Annotated in this window: 17 protein-coding genes and 1 pseudogene; 15 read left to right on the top strand and 3 right to left on the bottom strand. The window is 60.1% G+C overall.

Going from position 1 to position 19,004, the window contains the following annotated elements; genetic code table 11:
* Positions 1-109 precede the first annotated feature (109 nt).
* Complete coding sequence (locus tag UP10_RS34680; protein ID WP_245322090.1) at positions 110-352, bottom strand: hypothetical protein; 243 nt, start codon at positions 350-352, stop codon at positions 110-112.
* Between the two features lie 204 nt (positions 353-556).
* On the opposite strand from UP10_RS34680, the gene UP10_RS34675 reads away from it, so the two are divergent.
* Together UP10_RS34675 and UP10_RS34670 are read left to right on the top strand one after the other, a co-directional pair.
* Positions 557-1,417 carry an acetoacetate decarboxylase family protein gene (locus tag UP10_RS34675; RefSeq protein ID WP_197086970.1) on the top strand — a complete coding sequence of 287 codons (861 nt, stop codon included), beginning with the start codon at positions 557-559 and terminating at the stop codon, positions 1,415-1,417.
* Positions 1,418-1,748: 331 nt separating this feature from the next.
* Complete coding sequence (locus UP10_RS34670; protein ID WP_044591665.1) at positions 1,749-2,453, top strand: Crp/Fnr family transcriptional regulator; 705 nt, start codon at positions 1,749-1,751, stop codon at positions 2,451-2,453.
* A gap of 220 nt (positions 2,454-2,673) precedes the next feature.
* Here UP10_RS34670 and UP10_RS34665 read toward each other — a convergent pair whose 3' ends face one another.
* The gene (locus UP10_RS34665; protein WP_044591664.1) at positions 2,674-3,567 is read right to left on the bottom strand and encodes a LysR family transcriptional regulator; all 894 of its coding nucleotides are present in this window, start codon (positions 3,565-3,567) and stop codon (positions 2,674-2,676) included.
* Positions 3,568-3,667: 100 nt separating this feature from the next.
* On the opposite strand from UP10_RS34665, the gene UP10_RS34660 reads away from it, so the two are divergent.
* The 3 genes from UP10_RS34660 (at position 3,668) to UP10_RS34650 (ending at position 7,543) form a co-directional block, all read left to right on the top strand.
* Positions 3,668-5,089 (top strand): aldehyde dehydrogenase family protein, encoded by a 1,422-nt coding sequence (locus tag UP10_RS34660; RefSeq protein ID WP_044591663.1) that lies wholly within the window; start codon positions 3,668-3,670, stop codon positions 5,087-5,089.
* Positions 5,090-5,458: 369 nt separating this feature from the next.
* A complete protein-coding gene (locus UP10_RS34655; protein ID WP_044591662.1) occupies positions 5,459-6,364 on the top strand; it encodes a helix-turn-helix domain-containing protein in 906 nt (301 codons plus the stop codon).
* 48 nt (positions 6,365-6,412) lie between these two features.
* Entirely contained in the window at positions 6,413-7,543 is a 1,131-nt protein-coding gene (locus UP10_RS34650) for an alpha/beta hydrolase (protein WP_082077414.1), read from the top strand.
* 157 nt (positions 7,544-7,700) lie between these two features.
* Here UP10_RS34650 and UP10_RS34645 read toward each other — a convergent pair whose 3' ends face one another.
* Positions 7,701-8,357, bottom strand: a complete 657-nt coding sequence (locus UP10_RS34645; RefSeq protein ID WP_044591699.1) for a TetR/AcrR family transcriptional regulator — start codon at positions 8,355-8,357, stop codon at positions 7,701-7,703.
* A 101-nt stretch (positions 8,358-8,458) separates the two neighbouring features.
* On the opposite strand from UP10_RS34645, the gene UP10_RS34640 reads away from it, so the two are divergent.
* The 10 genes and pseudogenes from UP10_RS34640 (at position 8,459) to UP10_RS34590 (ending at position 18,875) form a co-directional block, all read left to right on the top strand.
* Positions 8,459-9,028: a hydrolase gene (locus tag UP10_RS34640; RefSeq protein ID WP_044591661.1), complete on the top strand. Its 570-nt coding sequence runs from the start codon at positions 8,459-8,461 to the stop codon at positions 9,026-9,028.
* A 62-nt stretch (positions 9,029-9,090) separates the two neighbouring features.
* Complete coding sequence (locus UP10_RS34635) at positions 9,091-10,041, top strand: AbrB family transcriptional regulator (protein WP_245322089.1); 951 nt, start codon at positions 9,091-9,093, stop codon at positions 10,039-10,041.
* A gap of 170 nt (positions 10,042-10,211) precedes the next feature.
* Positions 10,212-11,117 carry a helix-turn-helix domain-containing protein gene (locus UP10_RS34630; protein ID WP_044591660.1) on the top strand — a complete coding sequence of 302 codons (906 nt, stop codon included), beginning with the start codon at positions 10,212-10,214 and terminating at the stop codon, positions 11,115-11,117.
* Positions 11,118-11,700: 583 nt separating this feature from the next.
* Positions 11,701-12,039 (top strand): annotated as a pseudogene (locus UP10_RS34625) (sugar dehydrogenase complex small subunit); the annotation flags it as partial.
* A 612-nt stretch (positions 12,040-12,651) separates the two neighbouring features.
* A complete protein-coding gene (locus UP10_RS34615; protein ID WP_245322088.1) occupies positions 12,652-13,482 on the top strand; it encodes a 3-hydroxyacyl-CoA dehydrogenase in 831 nt (276 codons plus the stop codon).
* Position 13,483: 1 nt separating this feature from the next.
* The gene (locus UP10_RS34610; RefSeq protein ID WP_044591657.1) at positions 13,484-14,461 is read left to right on the top strand and encodes a 3-hydroxyacyl-CoA dehydrogenase NAD-binding domain-containing protein; all 978 of its coding nucleotides are present in this window, start codon (positions 13,484-13,486) and stop codon (positions 14,459-14,461) included.
* 90 nt (positions 14,462-14,551) lie between these two features.
* Positions 14,552-15,772, top strand: a complete 1,221-nt coding sequence (locus UP10_RS34605) for an acyl-CoA dehydrogenase family protein (RefSeq protein WP_044591656.1) — start codon at positions 14,552-14,554, stop codon at positions 15,770-15,772.
* A 60-nt stretch (positions 15,773-15,832) separates the two neighbouring features.
* Positions 15,833-16,672: an enoyl-CoA hydratase-related protein gene (locus UP10_RS34600; protein ID WP_082077412.1), complete on the top strand. Its 840-nt coding sequence runs from the start codon at positions 15,833-15,835 to the stop codon at positions 16,670-16,672.
* Positions 16,673-16,702: 30 nt separating this feature from the next.
* On the top strand, positions 16,703-17,638 hold the full coding sequence (locus UP10_RS34595; protein WP_044591654.1) for an alpha/beta fold hydrolase: 936 nt from the start codon (positions 16,703-16,705) through the stop codon (positions 17,636-17,638).
* Positions 17,598-18,875, top strand: a complete 1,278-nt coding sequence (locus UP10_RS34590; RefSeq protein WP_245322087.1) for a CaiB/BaiF CoA transferase family protein — start codon at positions 17,598-17,600, stop codon at positions 18,873-18,875. The genes UP10_RS34595 and UP10_RS34590 overlap by 41 nt, the downstream gene beginning before the upstream one ends.
* Positions 18,876-19,004 lie beyond the last annotated feature (129 nt).

The following is a 19,004-nucleotide window of genomic DNA, read 5'->3' as shown; positions in this document are numbered from 1 at the left end:
CGCTTGGACAGACATCTCTCCTGTGCCTCTATCTTATGAGGCGTTTGCGGGGTTGAACGCTGTCGTTTGCGCTGGGCAGCTGCTTCATTGCCGCCTCGAACGCCGTCCTTCAAGAATCGCTGAGCAGGGCGTTCTTTTCTCCGAGACAAACCGTTATCTCATCTGCATTGGGGATGAAGGCGCCGCAAAGTCTGAGTACGTCCAGCGTGTAGGCCAGGCGCTGGTCTAGTGTTTCTTGTGAGAAGGAGGGAGTGGGGGAGGCCGTCGCGGATAGCAAAGCGAGCGACAAGCGCCACCGTGTCAAATGCGTCGGCCGAAGCAGCATCCATTTATTCCGATAGTCTGCGTTCATCAGAGGCTCCACCATCCGCGGTCGTGGTCGACATTCACGAGATCGAATACGAATACGCCCTTGCCGGTGCGCGTGCTTGTAGCGAAACGTCAGCCTTTGTACCTTTCGAGGCCGTTGCGCCCCTCCGCTTCCCGAACGCGGGAGCGGAGGGCGCACAAACCAGCAAGTCATCAGACGTTTGTCCAAGCGTCCGGAACAACGCCAATGCAAACGGGTCGCTTCGAGCTAATGCGCGACGGTAGGCCGCTGGCGGTGGGACAAGAAATGCTAAAAGGGTTCACTGCGCCTCGGTCCCCTCTCGGCATCGCCGCGCTCGTCCCGTCGCCTCCCTGGCATTTCGCTGGTGATGTCCTAGCGGTAGAGTTTTGGAATGATCCGGATGTCTCGATCCATACCCTCCCGATCGGCGTCGAGCTTGATAGGAAACGTCCAGGCCACTCCGTTGCACTCTTCACGGATTATCAGTTCACAGCGCAGAACAATGAGTACCTCGATCCTGCCAGATATCAGTGTCGTGGGTTTACTGTCCTGCTCGACGCGATGTGGAAGGGATCACGAATAGCGTGGTGTCCATATTGCTATGTCGACAACGACGCTGCGTTGATAAGGGGTTGGATTCAAGGCTATCCGGAAAAATTCGGTACGGTCCACCAGACCCGTAGTTTTGCCACTGTGGGCGCAGCTTCGGCGCCACTTGTGCATGATAGCAGGTTTTCGGCCTGCATGTCGGCCCACGGTCGTTCGTTAGTGCAAGCCCGTGTTACATTGCGCGAACAAGCCGAGCGTCTCGTCGGCGTGCTCGACCGCCGGATTGTGGGGCGACGATATTTTCCGCGGCTTTCCGCCGGTATGCACGACAAGCCGGCCGTCGATGAACTCGTTCGATGTGTCTCGAACCAACTCCTGATCACAAATATCTGGACCGGCGAGGGTGAACTCGATTTTCCGGAAGCCTACGGCGAAGAGTTGGAAGTATTGGCGCCGCTGAAGGTGGGACGTGGATATCGATTCACGTTTTCATATTCTATCACCGATATTGAGGTCCTGGCAGACCTGACCGTTTAGCAAGTGAGGCCGATCTAAAAAATCGCGTCGAGCGACGACCGCTGCCCCGGCCGTAGCCCACAGGCCCCTTAGTTTTGCTGTCAGAAATGTATATTGAATTCTTATGTGCGATCTGCTGTTCTCGACACCTGCATCGTTGACGATCGACCGACCCTTATGCCTTAGCGTCTTTGCGAACAAGCGATCAGTCTCTACCGGGATGATTGTGGTGATCCGCTGCACCTCGGACATTCGCCGTTAACATTGCTGACCGACCCCTTCAGCCGCCTGTTGCAATTCGAACTGGCTCCCGCCCGGCATGGTCGCGCACTGAAAATGTTGTGAGGTCTTGATGTACGAGTTTATCGCTGATCAGGTTGTTGGGATCAACGGTCTAATTAACCTATCGAACGTTGTATTTCTTGTGGCGTTCTCGGTGCGAGACCTCCTCAAGTTGCGGATTTTGGCGATCGTCGGTGAGGGGCTGACTCTGCCGTATTACTATTTCCAGGGCGAAAAATTGTGGCCGCCGATTTTCTGGGGAGTTGCGTTCATGATCGTCAACGCGATCCGCATCGTGGCGATCGCCTTGGAGCGGCGGCCGGTGGTTCTCAACAACAAGGAAGAGCAGCTCTACCGCGTCGCTATCAGCTCGATCGACAAGCGAGAATTCTTAAGGCTGGTCAGCCTTGCTCGGTGGGTCGACTGCTCGCCCGGGGAAATTATTCTCGAAAAGGGGCAGCACATATCCGAGGCCATCGTCGTCATGGCCGGGGATCTCGAAGCTATTCTTAGCGGCAACTCCAGAATGGCACTTCGGTCTGGTCAACTTATTGGGGATGTGAGCGCCTACAGCGGCTTGGCCAGTCCGGTGCAGGTAGTGGCTCGTGGTCCCGGCACTCTCGCAAAGTGGGACCTGCAGCACTTGCGCGAATTCGCAGCGAGCAGACCCGAACTCCGCGCCAACCTTCTGCGGATTGTGAGCATGGATATCGCCGTCAAATTGCGCGAGATCGCCAGTCCCAGTTTAGCTGCTGAAGAACTTGTACCGAAGTGATCCAGTGGCGCGTAAGGAGCTACGGCGCGATGAGCCGGATGGGAGCGAATTCAGGACTACGGCCCGACGAACCGTAATAGCGGCGCTTGCGCTGCGTGACACCAGCAACGGTGGCGCACCATTCAGGATAAAATTGCGAACTCAAATAAAGCTGAAATTGCAATATAACCTCCAGTCGGATTCTGATTTGATCATGCGTCGTGCAGCGCCAACAAAACTTTCACCTCACCGCCTTTTCCCGGATCAGGTCGATCATGGCGCGCAAGGCGGCGGGTACATGCCGACGTCCGGGATAATAGAGCGACAGGCCTCGAAAGGGCGGTGTCCATTCATCCAGCACGCGAACCAGCGAGCCGGCCGCGAGGTCGGCCGCGACATTCCATTCGGTGAGATAAGCGAGGCCGAACCCGGCCCGCGCCGTAGCCAGCATTAAATTTGGCTCGTCGAGGATCAGCGGTCCTTCACCGTCGATGGCCAGCACTTCGCCGTGGCGCTCGAACTCCCAACGATAGATCGCACCGCTCGGCAGTCGGCTGCGGATACAGCGATGCCGGGAGAGATCGGCAGGCGTGCGCGGCTTCGGATGCTGCTTGAAATAGGCGGGCGATCCGACAACTGCGAAACGTTGATCGGGCCCCAGCGGCACGGCGATCATGTCTTGCGGCACCAGTTCAGCCAGGCGCACGCCGGCGTCGAACCCATCGACGACGATGTCGACCAGTCGTCCCTCAGTAACGATGTCGACCGTCATGTCGGGATATCGGCGCAGATACTCGAACACCAGCGGCTCCATCTGCCGCGCCGCGCCCGCCGATGTGTTGATGCGCAGTGTGCCAGCCGGCGTGTCGCGATGGCTTCCCGCTCGCGCCATCGCTTCCCTGATCTGGCCCAGCGCTGGCGCAACGCCGGAAACGAACTGCTCGCCGGCCTCGGTCAGCGAGACACTTCGGGTCGTTCGGTGGAACAGGCGCACGCCGAGTTTCGCCTCCAGCGCGGCGATGGCATGGCTCAACGCCGAGCGCGACATGCCGAGTTCGGTAGCAGCCGCTCGGAAGCCGCGGTGGCGCGCCACCGCCAGCACCGCGTCCAGCTCGATCAGTCCCGATGACCTCATTGTCCGGATTCTTGCACCGTTTCATGCGGAATTATACACCTTATCGCACCAACGATAATGGCCTATCTCCCGGTTCATCCACCGTTTCCGGGAGAGAGCCATGCGCTTCATCGACAAGATCTATATCGACGGCAGCTTCGCCACGCCGCACGGGACCGAGCTGTTCGACCTGTACAACCCTGCGACGGCGCAGGTCATCGGTCGGGTGCGCCTCGCTGACGTGGAGGACGCACGCGCCGCTATCGCTGCCGCCAAACGGGCCTTCCCGGCCTTCTCGCGCACGAGCAGGGACGAACGCATCGCCCTGCTGCGGCGGATGCACGCCGCCATCAAGGCGCGTCGGGAGGACCTGCTGGAAGCCATCGTCGAAGAGTATGGCGCACCCGTCTCGCGTGCCGGCTTCATGGCTGACTACCCGGCAAACGTCCTGCTCGATATGGCGCGGGTGCTCGAGGACTATCGCTTTACGCGACGCGTCGGCACGGCCGAGGTGGTGATGGAGCCCTTGGGTGTCGCCGGCCTCATCACGCCGTGGAACAGCGATGCCGGCTTCATTTGCGGCAAGCTCGCGGCCGCTATCGCCGCCGGTTGCACGGCGGTCGTCAAGCCGAGCGAGATGAGCGCGATCCAGACGCAGGTGGTCACCGAAGCGTTGCACGCAGCCGGATTGCCGGCCGGCGTGTTCAACATCGTCACCGGCCGGGGCGAGGTGGTCGGCACCGAGATCACGAGCCATCCCGATGTCGCGAAGATTTCCTTCACCGGCTCGACCGCAGTCGGCAAGGCAATCCTGCGCGCCGGCGCGGAGACGATGAAGAGGATCACGCTCGAACTCGGCGGCAAGTCTCCCACCGTCATTCTGGACGATGCCAATCTGGCGCAGGCGATTCCGTTGGCTCTCGGTGCGGGCTTCATGAACAGCGGACAGGCCTGCATCGCCGGCACGCGCGTCCTCGTGCCACGGAGCCGACTCGGCGAGGTGGAAGAACTTGCGAAGGCGGCGGTTAGAGAAGTCAAAACCGGCGATCCGCGTGATCCCTCAACGAGCGTCGGCCCGATGGTCAGCCAGAAGCAATGGGATCGCGTTCAACGTTATATCCGTATCGGTATCGACGAGGGCACGCTGCTTGCCGGCGGCGAGGGTAGGCCGGACGGGCTCGGCGGCTGGTTCGTGCGGCCGACGCTGTTCACCAACGTCCGCAACGACATGACCATTGCGCGCGAGGAGATCTTCGGGCCGGTGCTGTCGATCATTCCCTACGCGGAAGACGATGAGGCGATCGCCATCGCCAACGACACGGCCTATGGCCTGCAAGCCTATGTCCTGGCGGGCGACATGGCGCGTGCGCGACGGGTGGCCGACCGGATTGTTGCCGGTCGCGTGCTGATCAACACGCTGGCCCACGAGCCGATGGCACCCTTTGGCGGTTTCAAGCAATCCGGCATCGGCCGCGAATACGGCGACTTCGGGTTGGAGGCGTTTCTCGAGCCGAAATCCCTGCTCGGCCTGCACGCCGCCTGACACGCCAAATCGTCAACAATGCTGGCGGCGGGGTCAGCCAGGGCCGATATAGAGAACACGGCGGCAGCAATGACTCACGAAATCGACGTCAACAAAATTCGATCTCCAGCCTTCGTCTAGCTCGTATCCATCCGTATTTGGCTGCGTGCTAATGAGTCCGCGCCCCAACGGGCATAAGTGTTCAGTTGGGATCACGTTCGTTCAAGAATCACTTGAGCAACTGTGGGATCGTCGCCGTCGGGCTGACAGTTGACGCTCATGCGATGGGATGGCTTCATGATGACCGTCTCCGGCGGCGCTCGCGGCGTCAGATCAGGGAGCTACAAAATGCGGATCTACAGTTTGGCCCTTTGAGTTATTGAGCGAGTGATGACCGAGGCTTATGGACGGCGGCTTGGTGAGCGATTTCAAGTCGAGAATGCACCGGCGATCGTTACTCGCGCATTACGCACAGCGGAACTGGCTGTCACAGAGATCCGATGTGACAGTCCGTTGCACGAAATGTGCGGGCCGATTCAGCAGGAAGATGCTTTTCTCATCGGTTTACACCTTCGCGATTTTCCCAATCGCGAATATTGGGAGGCTGGTCGACGAGCGTCGGTGTGCGACGTACGGGCTGGCGAGAGTTGTCTCCATGACCTGAAGCGAGTTCCCACCGCTCTATTCGACAAGCCCTATCACTCTCTGGCTTTCTATCTGCCGCGTGCGGCGCTGGACGTGATCGCTGAAGAGGCCAATGCGCCGCGAATTCGCGATTTGAGCTATGAGCCCGGCGTGGGCGTCAACGACGTCACGATTTCCAGCCTGGGGAGCTTGCTGCTGCCCGCGCTCAGCCATCCTGATCAAGCTAACCGGTTGTTTGTCGACCACGTCCTGCTGGCGGTCGGGGTGCATATCGCTCAGACCTATGGAGGCATGCGGCCGATGTCGCAGCCGACCCGGGGTGGGCTTGCACCATGGCAGGAGCGACGCGCGATGGAAATTCTTCGCGCCAACATCAAGCGCGGTGTAGCGCTCAAGGAGGTGGCGCGAGAGTGCGGCCTGTCGATGGGTTATTTTTCGCACGCCTTCCGTCGCACGCTGGGAGTGGCGCCGCACAAGTGGCTAATTGAGCAGCGCGTCGTGCTATCCAAGGAAAAGCTGCGCGATGACGAGCTGTCGTTATCGGACGTGGCCGCGGAGTGCGGCTTCAGTGACCAAAGTCACCTCACGCGAGCTTTCAGGCAGACAGTCGGCGTAAGCCCGGGCGCGTGGCGTCGGGCCCTCAAGCGATAGCAAGCGAGTAGATCAGTGCGCGTTGGCTTGGTGGGGGAGGCAGTTGCCATGTGGCGTAGTTTTCGTTGTCGCAGGCTAGGTTGGGCAGTCGTCGTTCTGTTTTCCTTCATTCTGGTCGGTTGCGCTGCCAGACCTGGTCCAGAAGTGCTGACGCCCGTGGCTGCCTCGTCTGGCGAAAAAACGCTGCAGATCTATGTGGCGACCACGCGTGAGCGCGAGATTTCGTCGGGGAACGTATTCACTGCGAACCAGGCCAATGCGCTCAACTTTGCCAAGTTTGTCGTCTCGGTGCCACCCAATCACAAGTCCGGCAATATTGAAATGCCGACCGCAACCCCCGATCCACGGAGCAGCTTTGCTGTAGTAGATCAGGCCGTGATGAGCGAAGCCGATTTTCGCAAAGCCGTCGCTCCGCAAGGCGATACTCGGAGAAAAAAGCACAAAGCCTTCGTTTTCGTGCACGGGTTTAACAGCAATTTCCAAGAGTCGCTGTTCCGACTCGCCCAGTTGCAGGCGGACATCAGAATCGACGGGATTCCGATCCTGTTCTCCTGGCCATCGCAAGGTCAGGTAGCTGCCTATGAAACAGACAAGCAATCGGCAAGCCGTTCTCGCGACTATCTGATGGCTCTACTAACAATGTTAAGCAGCAGCTCCGAGGTCGGCGACATTGTCGTGGTTGCCCACAGCATGGGTGCTATGTTGACCGTTGACGCTTTGCGTCAGCTTCGTATCGAAGGCAAAGACCGAGTGATCGCCCGGTTAGGCCGTGTTGTGCTGGCGGCGCCCGACATCAACGCGGAAACGTTCCGTGCTCAGGTACAAGCCATTGGTCCGCTCAAGCCACCTTTGCTGGTTCTGGTTTCCAGGGATGATGGTGCGCTTCGACTGTCCAGTTTTCTTGACGGTGGCATCGCGCGTGCTGGCGATATTAACGTTGACGATCCCGTTGTGCGGGAGGCTGCCCTGAAAGAAAAGGTTCAAATCGTCGATATTTCGAGGCTCGCGAAGCACGACGATCTGGGGCATGACCAGTTCGTTAGTGTTGCTGTCCTTTATTCACGATTGCACGAGCAGGCTGCGCGCTATCGCAACACGGCTGGCACATTCATCTTTGTGGATGACGATGAGACGTTTTTACGGCCGATCGACATCGGAAATCAGGTGGCTGCGCAATGACGGCTTGCAAGCCCGTAGACCGGAGCGGTAGATTTGGTTCCATACTGGCAACAACCCGAGCAACCAGTCTTTCCTCCAGATCACTACTCGCTTCGATTGCACCCACTCGTCTCGAGCACAACTCTGGCACTGCCGTGAGGATAAAGACCAGACTAATTCAGTTGCCGCTCTTTTTCCTTTTACGCGGCGCTCCAGTTCTGAGCTTCGCTGCCAGATAGAGGCGGTTCATCAATCTGAGCTCGTCGGGTGCGCCGAGGCTGGTAGGTGCTTCCTTATTGGCCATACTTACCATCGTCTTCATGTTGTTCAGAACGACGGTAGCGACGTCGTCGGCCAGGTTGTCATCGAGATCAGGTGCACAGACGGTTAGCGCCGTTCTAACTCCAGTGAGCGCCTGGGCTCGGAAACGTTGACGGACGACAGTCCAGTCGGCTCGGAACTCAAGGAATGCCGTCACGGCTTGCGCCTGCGGATGGAGTTTCACAAAGAGATCGATGAGGGCGTCGGCGAGCTCCCCGGGCGTAATCATCGCAGCCCGCGCGTGGATCGCGTCATATTCCGCCTGCAGGATTTCAGCGTATCGCTGCATGAGAGCATCGCCCACTGCCTCTTTGCTTGGGAAGAAGCGGTAGAGCGAACCTATCCTTGCATCGGCCCGCGCCGCTATCTCCGCCATGGTTGCGGCCTCGTATCCCCGTTCCTGAATCACGGCCGCCGCGGCTTGCATCAAATCCGCGACACGCTGGCGGCCGACATCCCGCTGAGGTTCCAGCGACTGTCGATTAGGGCTTGACGAATTTGAGGATTTGCTCAAATAGTGTTCCTGCTTGAGTGTATCCTCAAGTATATAGCGGAACCGCTCCGCGTTAGGCAACAGGCGACGACAAGAAGCCTCGAACTCAAAAGGACACTTCGATGATCATTCTTCCCGCCGCTTCGACGGCACTGATCTTGATCGATTTGCAAAAGGGCATCGTCGGAATGCCAACAGCTCCATATTCTGGCGAAGCGGTGCTCGCCAAAGGAGACGAACTAGCCCGGCGCTTCCGGGCCGCCCGGGCGCCGGTCGTGCTCGTCAATGTCGCCTTCTCTTTGGATTTCAGCGACGCACTGAAGATGCCGGTCGATCGCCCACCGGCGTTGCCGCCCGGCGGCTTGCCGGAAGGTTGGACCGAGCTCGCCGACGGCTTGGCCGAACCGTCCGATCTGAGAATCACAAAGCGTCAATGGGGCGCATTCCATGGCACCGAATTGGACCTGCAACTCCGCCGCCGCGGGGTGACCTCGGTGGTGATCGGCGGGATAGCAACCAATATGGGCGTGGAGTCGACCGCCCGGGCGGCGCATGAACACGGCTATGCGGTTGTGTTGCCCGAGGACGCCTCTGCAGGCCGATCGGCCGAGATGCATACTTTTGCGTTCGAGCAGATTTTCCCGATGCTGGGACGTGTGGCGAAAGCCGACGATATCGAGCTCCAGAGGTGAGCGAGCCGTCGGCGAAACGGGCTCTTCCGCTGCAACGCCTATCCACGGCGGGACGCTGGGTTGTGCTCATTGCACTGTCCGCCATGGCGGCGGCAGTTCTCCAGTGTGCCCGGCTTCCGGCCGCTGCGATGCTCGGGCCGCTTGCGGCTGCCGCCCTGCTGCAGGCCTCGGGTGGCGCAGTGATGGTTCCTCGTGTCTTCCTCATAGCCGCGCAGGCGATCATGGGTTGTCTCGTCGCGCGCTCGATCACCTCTTCGATCGTCGGAGGCTTCATCATTCATTGGCCGCTGTTCCTCGGCGTTGTGGCACTTTCGATCATCGCGAGCGCGGCAGTAGGCTGGGTCATGAGTCGCCTTCGCGTCATTCCTGGCACGACCGCGGTATTGGGCACGCTTCCAGGAGCTGCTCCGGTGATGATGTTGATGGCCGAGGCTTATGGCGCCGATTTTCGGCTCGTTGCCTTCATGCAGTATCTGCGCGTCGTAATGGTGGCCGCCGTAGCCTCGCTGGTTTCGCTGATATTCGTCCCCGGTGGCGGTGGCCGCTTCTCCAGCGGCTATTTCCCGCCGATCAGCCTGCCGGACCTCACGGCGACGGCAATTCTGGCTATGATCGGCGGTAGCATCGGTCTCGGCCTGCGGATACCGGCCGGCGCGCTTCTCGGTCCGCTGGTGCTGGGAGCGGTGCTCAATGTGTTTGGCTGGGTGAGCATCGAGCTGCCCCCCGTCGTCCTTGCCGCCAGCTTCGCGCTCATCGGCTGGAATATTGGATTGCGTTTCACCCATGACGTGCTGACCGCCGCCGCGCGGGCTCTCCCCCAGTGTCTAGTCGCCATCGTGCTGCTGATGGCATTTTGCGGCATACTGGCCGGGACGCTGACGGCTTTCTTCCACATTGACCCACTTACCGCCTACCTCGCGACCAGCCCCGGTGGCGTCGACGCTGCCGCGATCATCGCGGCCTCTACCAAAGTAGACACACCTTCGTCATGGCCATGCAGACCGTCAGGATGATCGTGCTGCTGCTCGTTGGCCCTCATATAGCGCGATGGATAGCGAGCACGCTTGAGCCGCGAGCGCTGAACTCCGAGCCAGCCGCGCCACTGGACCAAGGTGACTGAATACGCGGGAGAGAGTTACAATATGTTGATCTACAATTTGGCCCCTTGAGCGATTATTGAGTGATGACCGAGGCTTATGGACAACGGCTTGGTGAGCGATTTCGAGTCGAGAACGCACCGGCGATCGTTAGCAGGGCATTGCGTACAAGTGATATCGCGGTCACGGAGATTCGATGCGATAATCCGGCGCCGGAAATGACCGGTCGGATTCAGCATGAAGATGCGTTTGTCGTCGGTTTGAAACTCCGCGATTTTCCCGCTCACAAATATTGGGAGGATGGCCGACTGACGCCAGTGTGCGACTTGCGGGCCGGCGAGAGTTGTCTCCATGACCTGAAACGGGATCCCACCGTTCTCCTCGACAAGCCCTATCACACTCTGGCTTTCTATCTGCCTCGGGCGGCGCTGGACGCGATCGCAGACGACGCCAACGCGCAGCGAATTCGCGATCTGAGCTATCAGCCCGGCGCGGGCATCAACGACGCCACGATTTCCAGCCTGGGATGCTTGCTGCTACCCGCCCTGAGCCATCCGGACCAAGCTAACCCTTTGTTTGTCGACCACGTCCTGCTGGCGGTCGGGGTGCATATCGCCCAGACCTATGGAGGCATGCGGCCAATGTCGCGGCTGACCCGGGGTGGGCTCACGCCATGGCAGGAGCGACGCGCGAAGGAATTTCTTCTCGCCAATATCAAGCGCAGAGTGTCGCTCAAGCAGGTGGCGCGAGAGTGCGGCCTGTCGATGGGCTATTTTTCGCACGCCTTCCGTCGCACGCTGGGAGTGGCGCCGCACAAGTGGCTCATTGAGCAGCGCGTCGTGCTATCCAAGGAAAAACTGCGCGATGACGGGCTGTCGCTATCGGATGTGGCCCTGGAGTGCGGCTTCAGCGATCAAAGTCACCTCACGCGAATTTTCAGACAGACGGTCGGCGTAAGTCCGGGCGCGTGGCGTCGAGCGCTCAAACGATAGCAAGCGATTAGATCGGCTGTCGTGTTGCGCTCACCGTCCTCCAGCCGCAGTCCGTGATAGCTCCCACGCCTCATTAGGTCGAGATTGGCCCCTTGCGGAACTAAGTCGGCTTTAAGGGCGCGCGCCATAGACCTTCGTATCGTTCCGTGACACCTTTGAATGCCCAACCTTTACCTACGTTCAATAGAGCCGCTGATCGCGATCGTCTTAACTGGGGTATGCGATAGCCTCCCGCTACCGTTGCCCTCCTTGGGCGTTTCCTCCCTAGACTTGGGCCGCTTGTGGCAACGCAGGCGGCCTTTTTTGGTAGATGCCGCGTCCGCAGCATTTCTGCGCCAGCACAGATTTCAAATCCAATCCGCAATCGATGCTACGGCGTCCAAAGATACTGCTCGGACCGAGTCAGTCTTGTGCCGTACACCGCTGAAAACCGGTGCAGCCGCGCTTGGCGTCATGGTCCTCGGAGCACCGATGCAAAGAGTGGCGCGAACAGTCGACGCGATCGGGACGGCCACCGCCATGAGCATCGACAAATTCATGGCCGCCGCCAGCTGCCTGATACAGCACGGGATCACCCGACGTCGGCGCGCGCATGGCGGGAATTCTCTACGCGAAGATTCCTACGCTCGATGCAGATATCAACGCGATCATCTCCACCGCCCGGGGGAAGAATTCCAAGGTCGTCGAGGATTTCTTCGATGCGCTCCCCGACGGTCATGTGAATGACTCTGCGCACCAAATCATCTTCGGCTGGTACGCGGTTGTTATTGACGAAAGCCCGACCGCCGAAGTCTTCGCCTATGAAGAGGCGCTAATGTATCAGCCGACAAAGAATGCGGTGGCGCTGCCGACATATTCGTTCAACGGGCCGTACCACTGGACTGACGTCGATTCGTCGCTTTCGGCCATGCCGGAATTTTGAACCGCCGCAAGCCGGTTTCGGCACTGCGCTTGCGTCCCTCGCAAGACTGGGCGGCCGCCGGGAGTTCTCCCTAGGCATCCGACCAGATCGCATAATATCCGACCAAGGGGTCCGATTGCGGCTGAGGGTCCTCATAACCTAGTGGCGGATGGCGAGCGTTGGACCCGCGGCAGAATCGCTTCGCCCAGTCCGAAGCCCTTGCAGCCGTAGCTTCACTCTAACACTTCAATCTGAGGCCGGCGCTCTCATATGCGACCGTCGTACGGACATTGTTTTTCGTTCTCTCCGTTCGTTATGAAAACTGCCAAGGATTTGAGAGCATTTACTCACGCTCCTAGGTTCCGCATCGCGATTGTTCTCAAAGAGGGCAAAAGCGTCGTGCTTCTTAAAAGTGGAGTTGGAAGCAGAACCGTTCCAGAGACGACAGTCTCATCAAAGATGATCATCGACCTGCGCGGCATAATCACGATCGAGCTTTGAGTTAACACGACCCAGATCGCAAAGAGGTGCCACATGTCGAGGCCGTTGTTGAAATCCTCTCAAGACGCTGTTGCGAGGGCGGCTAGCCCACGCCTCTTTGTTCTTGAGCTGAACGCCGGCCGCGTTCATTCGATGAATACGGACGGCTCCGGCCGCAAGACCATCGTGTCGGATTGCCATTTGCCCGACGGCATCGTCGTCGATGTTGAGGCTGGACATATCTACTGGACCAATATGGGCATCCCGAGCCTGAACGATGGCTCCGTCGAGCGCGCCGATATCGACGGCAAGAACCGCAAGGTTATCGTCAAGCAGGGAGACACCCACAGTCCGAAGCAGATCATCCTCGATAAGAAAGGTGGCAAGCTCTATTGGTGCGACCGCGAAGGTATGCGCGTCATGCGCTGCAATCTCGACGGTTCGCGACTGGAGACGCTGATCGAGACGGGGCGCGGCGAAGCCGACAGCCGGGATGCGACACGATGGTGCGTTGGGCTGACGATCGACCCGAAATTCGGGCATATCTACTGGAGCCAGAAAGGCCCTGATAATGCCGGGCTAGGCCGTATCTCGCGCGCCAAGCTTGAAATTCCCGACGGCCAAACTGCAGCGACCAGGTCGGACATCGAGATCTTCTACGACGGCCTGCCGGAGCCGATCGATCTCGAACTCGACCTCAAGAACCGTGTCCTCTACTGGACCGACCGCGGCGACCCGCCGCGCGGCAACACCGTGAACCGGGTCTCGATCGACAACAAGCCTGCCAAGCCAGAGATAGTGGTGACCCACCTCATGGAAGGGATCGGTATCGCGCTCGACGTTCCGAACGATCGCATGTTCGTGACCGATTTCGCCGGTTCAATCTTCTCCGCGCGGCTCGATGGATCCAGTGAACGAAATGTCCTCGAAGCACAGGGCAACCTTACCGGCATCGCATATGCCGAAATCCCGAATGAGAAGTAGTATGTCGCAGAACAAACCCATTCGCCGCATCGCCATCATCGGCACCGGTGTGATCGGCGCGAGCTGGACCGCGCTCTATCTCGCCAAGGGACTGAAGGTCGTCGCAACCGACATCGCGCCGAATGCAGAAGCCGCGCTGAGGAAGTTCGTCGAGACCGCCTGGCCGGCGCTCAAGCGATTGGGCTTGTCGCCCGGAGCGTCGCAGTCGAACCTGACATTCACGGCCGACCTTCCAAAGGCGCTCCCCGGGGCCGATCTCGTCCAGGAGAACGGGCCCGAGCGGATCGAATTCAAACAGAAGCTCTATGGGCAGCTCGACCAACTGTTGCCGCCCGAGGTGATCATCGCGTCGAGCTCGTCGGGGCTCACCATGAGCGAAATCCAGAAGGGCGCCGCGTCCCATCCCGAGCGTTGCGTCATCGCCCACCCGTTCAATCCGCCGCACTTGATGCCGCTGGTCGAAATCGTCGGCGGGGCCAAGACCTCCGAAGCGACGATCCGGCGTGCGGATGAATTCTACACCTCGATCGGGCAGCGGACGGTGCGCGTCAACAAGGAAATGCCGGGCCATGTCGCCAACCGTCTGCAGGCGGCGCTGAGCCGCGAGGTCTATTACCTCGTTGCGGAGGGCGTCGTGAGCGCCGCCGATGTCGATACGGCGCTTACCTGGGGGCCGGGCCTGCGTTGGGGCGTGATGGGCGGCTTGATGCTCAACCACCTCGGCGGCGGTCCAGGCGGCATCGAGCACTTCTTCCAGCAGTTCACCGGCCCGATGACGGCCTGGTGGAAGACTCTCGGCTCGCCGGTGCTGACGCCGGACGTGCAGAAGAAGCTCATCGACAGCGTCCATGCCGAAGCCGGATCGCGCACCATCCAGGAGCTGGAGGCGGAGCGTGACGAAGTTTTGCTCGGCTTGATCGAGCTTCGCAACAAGGTTGCCAGGTCGAGCCAAACGAAAGTGACGGCGACGGTCGCCTGAGGTCAGGCGTCACCGGCGAAATCAATCACGAGATCAATCATAAGTCCTTCGACTATTCCGGCTTTTAAGCCACGGCATCAGGAGCCCTAAATGCCCACCGCAACCGCAACACGCAAGACCGCCGCACCGAAGCCGATCCCCGTACCGAATGCCGACTTCTATCAGCTGATCGAGCTGCTCACACCCGAGGAGAAAGCGGTTGTCACGAAGGTGCGGACCTATATGCAGACCAAGGTACAGCCGATCATCAACAAGTATTGGTCCGACGACGCGTTTCCGTTCGAGTTGCTGCCTTCGTTCAAGGAACTCGGTATCAGCGGGCTCGGCTACGAGGGTTATGGCTGCGCCGGCGGCAGCCAGAAGCTGTACGGCTTCGTCACGATGGAGATCGCGCGCACCGACGCGTCGTTCTGCACATTCTGGGGCGTCCACAGCGGTCTGGCGATGGGCTCGATCTATCTCGATGGATCCGAGGAGCAGAAGCAGAAATGGCTGCCGCAAATGGCGCGTTACGAAAAGATCGGGTGTTTCGGGTTGACCGAGCCGCTGGTTGGTTCGGGAGCGAGCGGCGGGTTGACCACGACCGCCAAGCGCGAGGGCGACACCTGGATTCTCAATGGCCAGAAGCGGTGGATCGGCAACTCGACTTGGTGCGACATCTCCATTATCTGGGCGCGTGACCTCGCGGACAACCAGGTGAAGGGTTTCATCGTCGAAAACAAGTCGACGCCGGGCTTCAGCGTCGAAAAAATCGAGCACAAGATCGCGCTCAAGGTTGTGCAGAACGGCCAGATCACTCTGAAGGACGTACGCGTGCCCGAAGCGAACCGCCTGCAGGGCGGCAACTCGTTCCGTGACACGGCACGCGTGCTGCGGATGACGCGGTACATGGTGGGTTGGGCGTCAACCGGTATCCAGATGGGCGCATTCGAAGCAACCCTCAAATATGCCCAGGAGCGCCTGCAATTCGGCAAGCCGATCGCATCATTTCAGATGATTCAGGATCTGCTCTCCAAGATGCTTGCCAATCTGACCGCGTGCCAGTGCCTGATGCTCCGCCTGGCGCAGCTCGATGACGAGGGCAAGCTCGACGATCATCATGCGGCGCTGGCGAAGGCGTTCTGCACGGCGAAATCGCGCGAGACGGTCTCATGGGGCCGCGAGGTCCTGGGCGGCAACGGCATCGTCGCCGACTACAATCTCGCGCGCTTTTTCGCCGATGCCGAGGCGCTGTACTCCTACGAAGGCACGTATCAGATGCAGAATCTGATCGTCGGCAAAGCCATTACCGGCCACGGCGCCTTCATCTGACATCCCAGCCGGCGCCGGCGCTCCGGCGCGGGCTGCCCTCCCAATCCAGGAGATATGATTATGGTTTCGCAAGCTGCATCGTCTGTAACAGTATCCAACCCCTTGCCCAGGGCGGCATTGGCGCTTGCCAACGTTCAGTACGAGAAAAAGGCCTCGATCGCCTACGTGACGGTCAATCGGCCCAAGGTGCTCAACGCGCTCAATACGCCGACCTGGACCGATTTGAAGGCAGCATTCGAGGATGCAAAGGCCGACACGTCGATACACGGAGTGATCCTTACGGGTGCCGGCAACAAGGCTTTCATCGCCGGTGCCGATATCAGCGAACTCGCACATGTCGGAGCCTTCGATGCGGAGGAGTCCAGCCGCTTCGGGCAGGGGGTGCTGGATCTCATCGAGAATCTCGGCAAGCCGGTGATCGCGGCGATCAACGGCTTTGCGCTCGGCGGAGGTTGCGAGACCGCAATGGCTTGCACGATCAGGATCGCCGCCGAACATGCCAGATTTGGACAGCCCGAAGTGAAGCTCGGCCTGCTGCCCGGGGGTGGCGGCACGCAACGCCTGCCGCGCCTGGTGGGAAAGGGCCGTGCGTTGCAGCTGATCCTCACGGGCGAGACGATTACGGCTCAGGAAGCCTATCGCATCGGCCTCGTCAACGAAATTGTCCCGGCAGCCAATCTCATCGCGCGCGCCGAGACGATTCTGACGCAGATCTCCGCCAACGCGCCGATCGCGGTGAAGTTCTCGCTGCAGGCCGCGAACAAGGGGATGGACACCAGCCAGGCCGAGGGGTTTGCGCTCGAAGCGTCCTATTTCGGCATCTGCGCGGCAACGGAAGACAAGAAGGAAGGCACCTCCGCCTTCCTCGAAAAACGCGCGCCGCGGTTTCAAGGTCAGTGAATTTCGTGCAAGCGAGACCGGACATTTGCCATGACAACGCCTTCTCCCACCCCAGCTCCGACAGATCGCTTCCGACTGACCAGCTCCGACGGGCTGTGCATCGCGTGCGCCCGCTGGGACGGCCGCGGCCCAGCCCGCGCCGTTGTTCAGATCGCCCATGGAAGGGGCGAACACATGGGGCGCTACGCCGACACCGTCGATGTGCTCGTTGCGGCGGGTCTCACCGTCTACGCCAACGATCATCGCGGGCACGGCCTCTCGGTCCACTCGCAATTGGGAGAATTAGGCGGGGGCGGCTTTGAACTTCTCGTCCAGGACATGGTCAGCCTGAGCGAGATCGCCAGAGAGGAAAATCCCGACCTGCCGCTGCTCCTCCTCGGGCACGACATGGGATCCTTTGCCGCGCAGAGATACATCATCGACCACAGCGACGAGATTGATGGTTTGATCCTCTCGGGATCGGGAGCGCTTGAAGGCTTGGCCCGGGCTGCGCGTCCGGAGATCGCGGGCAGCAATCTTCTCAACGCCGCATTCGAGCCGGCGCGCACACCCTTCGACTGGCTGTGCCGCGATCAGGCGATCGTCGATGCGTTCATGGCTGATCCCTTGTGTTTTGAAGACCTTCACCCCGACTCTCTTGTTTCCTTCCTAGGTACCGCGCCGCGACTGTACGATCCGGTGACGCTTCGCAAGATCCGCAGCGATCTGCCGATCTATTTGTTCTCCGGAAGCGAAGACCCCGTCGGACAGCACCTGCGCGGCCTCCACACGCTGATTGGCCGCTACCGCGATGCCGGGCTGAGCGACATCGCCTTCGATTTTTATCCGGGCGGTCGGCACGAGATGCTGAACGAGATCAACCGACGCCAGGTCCAAACCCGTCTGCTCGGCTGGATCTCCCAGACACTGGAAAAACTGAACGACGATGACCGCCGCGCTTCAGCCGCGCTCGAACTTCAACAATAAGGAGAAAAACATGCCGAACGACAACATCTTTTCCGGACTCAAGGTAGTGGATCTTGCGAGCTTTATCGCCGGCCCGAGCGCTGCCGTGATTCTGTCCGACTTCGGTGCCGACGTCATCAAAGTGGAGCCGCCGAACGGCGACTTGTGGCGAATTGCGAACCACCTGCCGCCGCAGCCAGTCGCCGAGGATGCTTACCCCTGGCACCTCGCCAACCGCAACAAGCGGGGTATGGCGCTTGATCTGAAGTCGCCGAGCGCCCAGCAGGTTCTCGAAAGGCTGGTCAAATGGGCCGATGTCCTCATCGTCAATACGCCGCATCCCGCGCGCGCACGATTGAAGCTCGAATATCAGGATGTGGTGCAGTGGAATTCGCGGCTGATCTACGCGGACATCTCAGGATTCGGCGACAAGGGGCCGGATGCAAATCTCCCAGGCTTCGACATCACGTCGTATTGGGCACGCAGCGGATTGCTGTCGATGACGCGCGATGCTGGCGCGCCGCCGACCTGGCCGGTGGCTGGCAGCGGTGACAATGCCACCGCCGTCGGGCTCTATTCGGCGATCGTCACAGCCCTTTATCGTCGCGAGCGCACCGGGGAGGGGGCGCATGTTACGACCTCGCTGCTTGCCGAAGGCGTATGGTCCGCCAGTGTCTCGATCCAGGCAGCGCTGTGCGATGCGAAGTTCTTCGGGCTGCACGATCGAAAGAACCCTGCGAATGCGGCAATGAACGTCTGGCGCGCCAAGGATAACACCTGGTTCGTTCTCCTCATCACACCCGACAAGCTGGCAGCCGTCGCCAAGGCCATCGGCCGCCCTGACCTCCTGACCGATCTGCGGTTCTCCGATCCGGCAAAGCTGATGGCGAATATGCCACAGCTCACGGCGATCCTCGACGAGATCTTCTGTGCCGAGCCGATGACCCATTGGTACGAGGTGTTCAACGGCGTTCACGTGACGTTCGGAGCGGTGCGCGGGCCGCAAGAGGTGATCAACGACCCCCAGCTCCAGGCGAACGACATCATCGTTCCGCTCAATGGTGCCGGCGGCAAGCTGACGTCCACCATCTCTAGCCCGCTTCAGGTCCATGGCGTCGCCAAAGTACCGGCCAAGCGCGCTCCAGAGATTGGAGAACACAACGAGGAAGTTCTCCGCCAGCTCGGATTCAGCGCCACCGAGATCGATAGTTTGCGTGCGAGCGGTGCCGTTCCAAAAACAAAGGAACATGCGGCCTAGCACGACGGCACAGCGGAGGCGGTGGGAGCCGCCCCGAACCTCGACTTGCAGTGAAACTCACCAAAGTGGATCGACATGAGCCCATCCTTTAGCCCGCTCGACGACCATGCCGCCGCACAGAACGTCAGA

This window comes from Bradyrhizobium sp. LTSPM299, assembly GCF_000938235.1.
GTDB lineage: Bacteria > Pseudomonadota > Alphaproteobacteria > Rhizobiales > Xanthobacteraceae > Bradyrhizobium.
The sequence above is the reverse complement of the archived record's forward strand: the minus strand, read 5'-3'. Positions and strand labels throughout refer to the sequence as shown.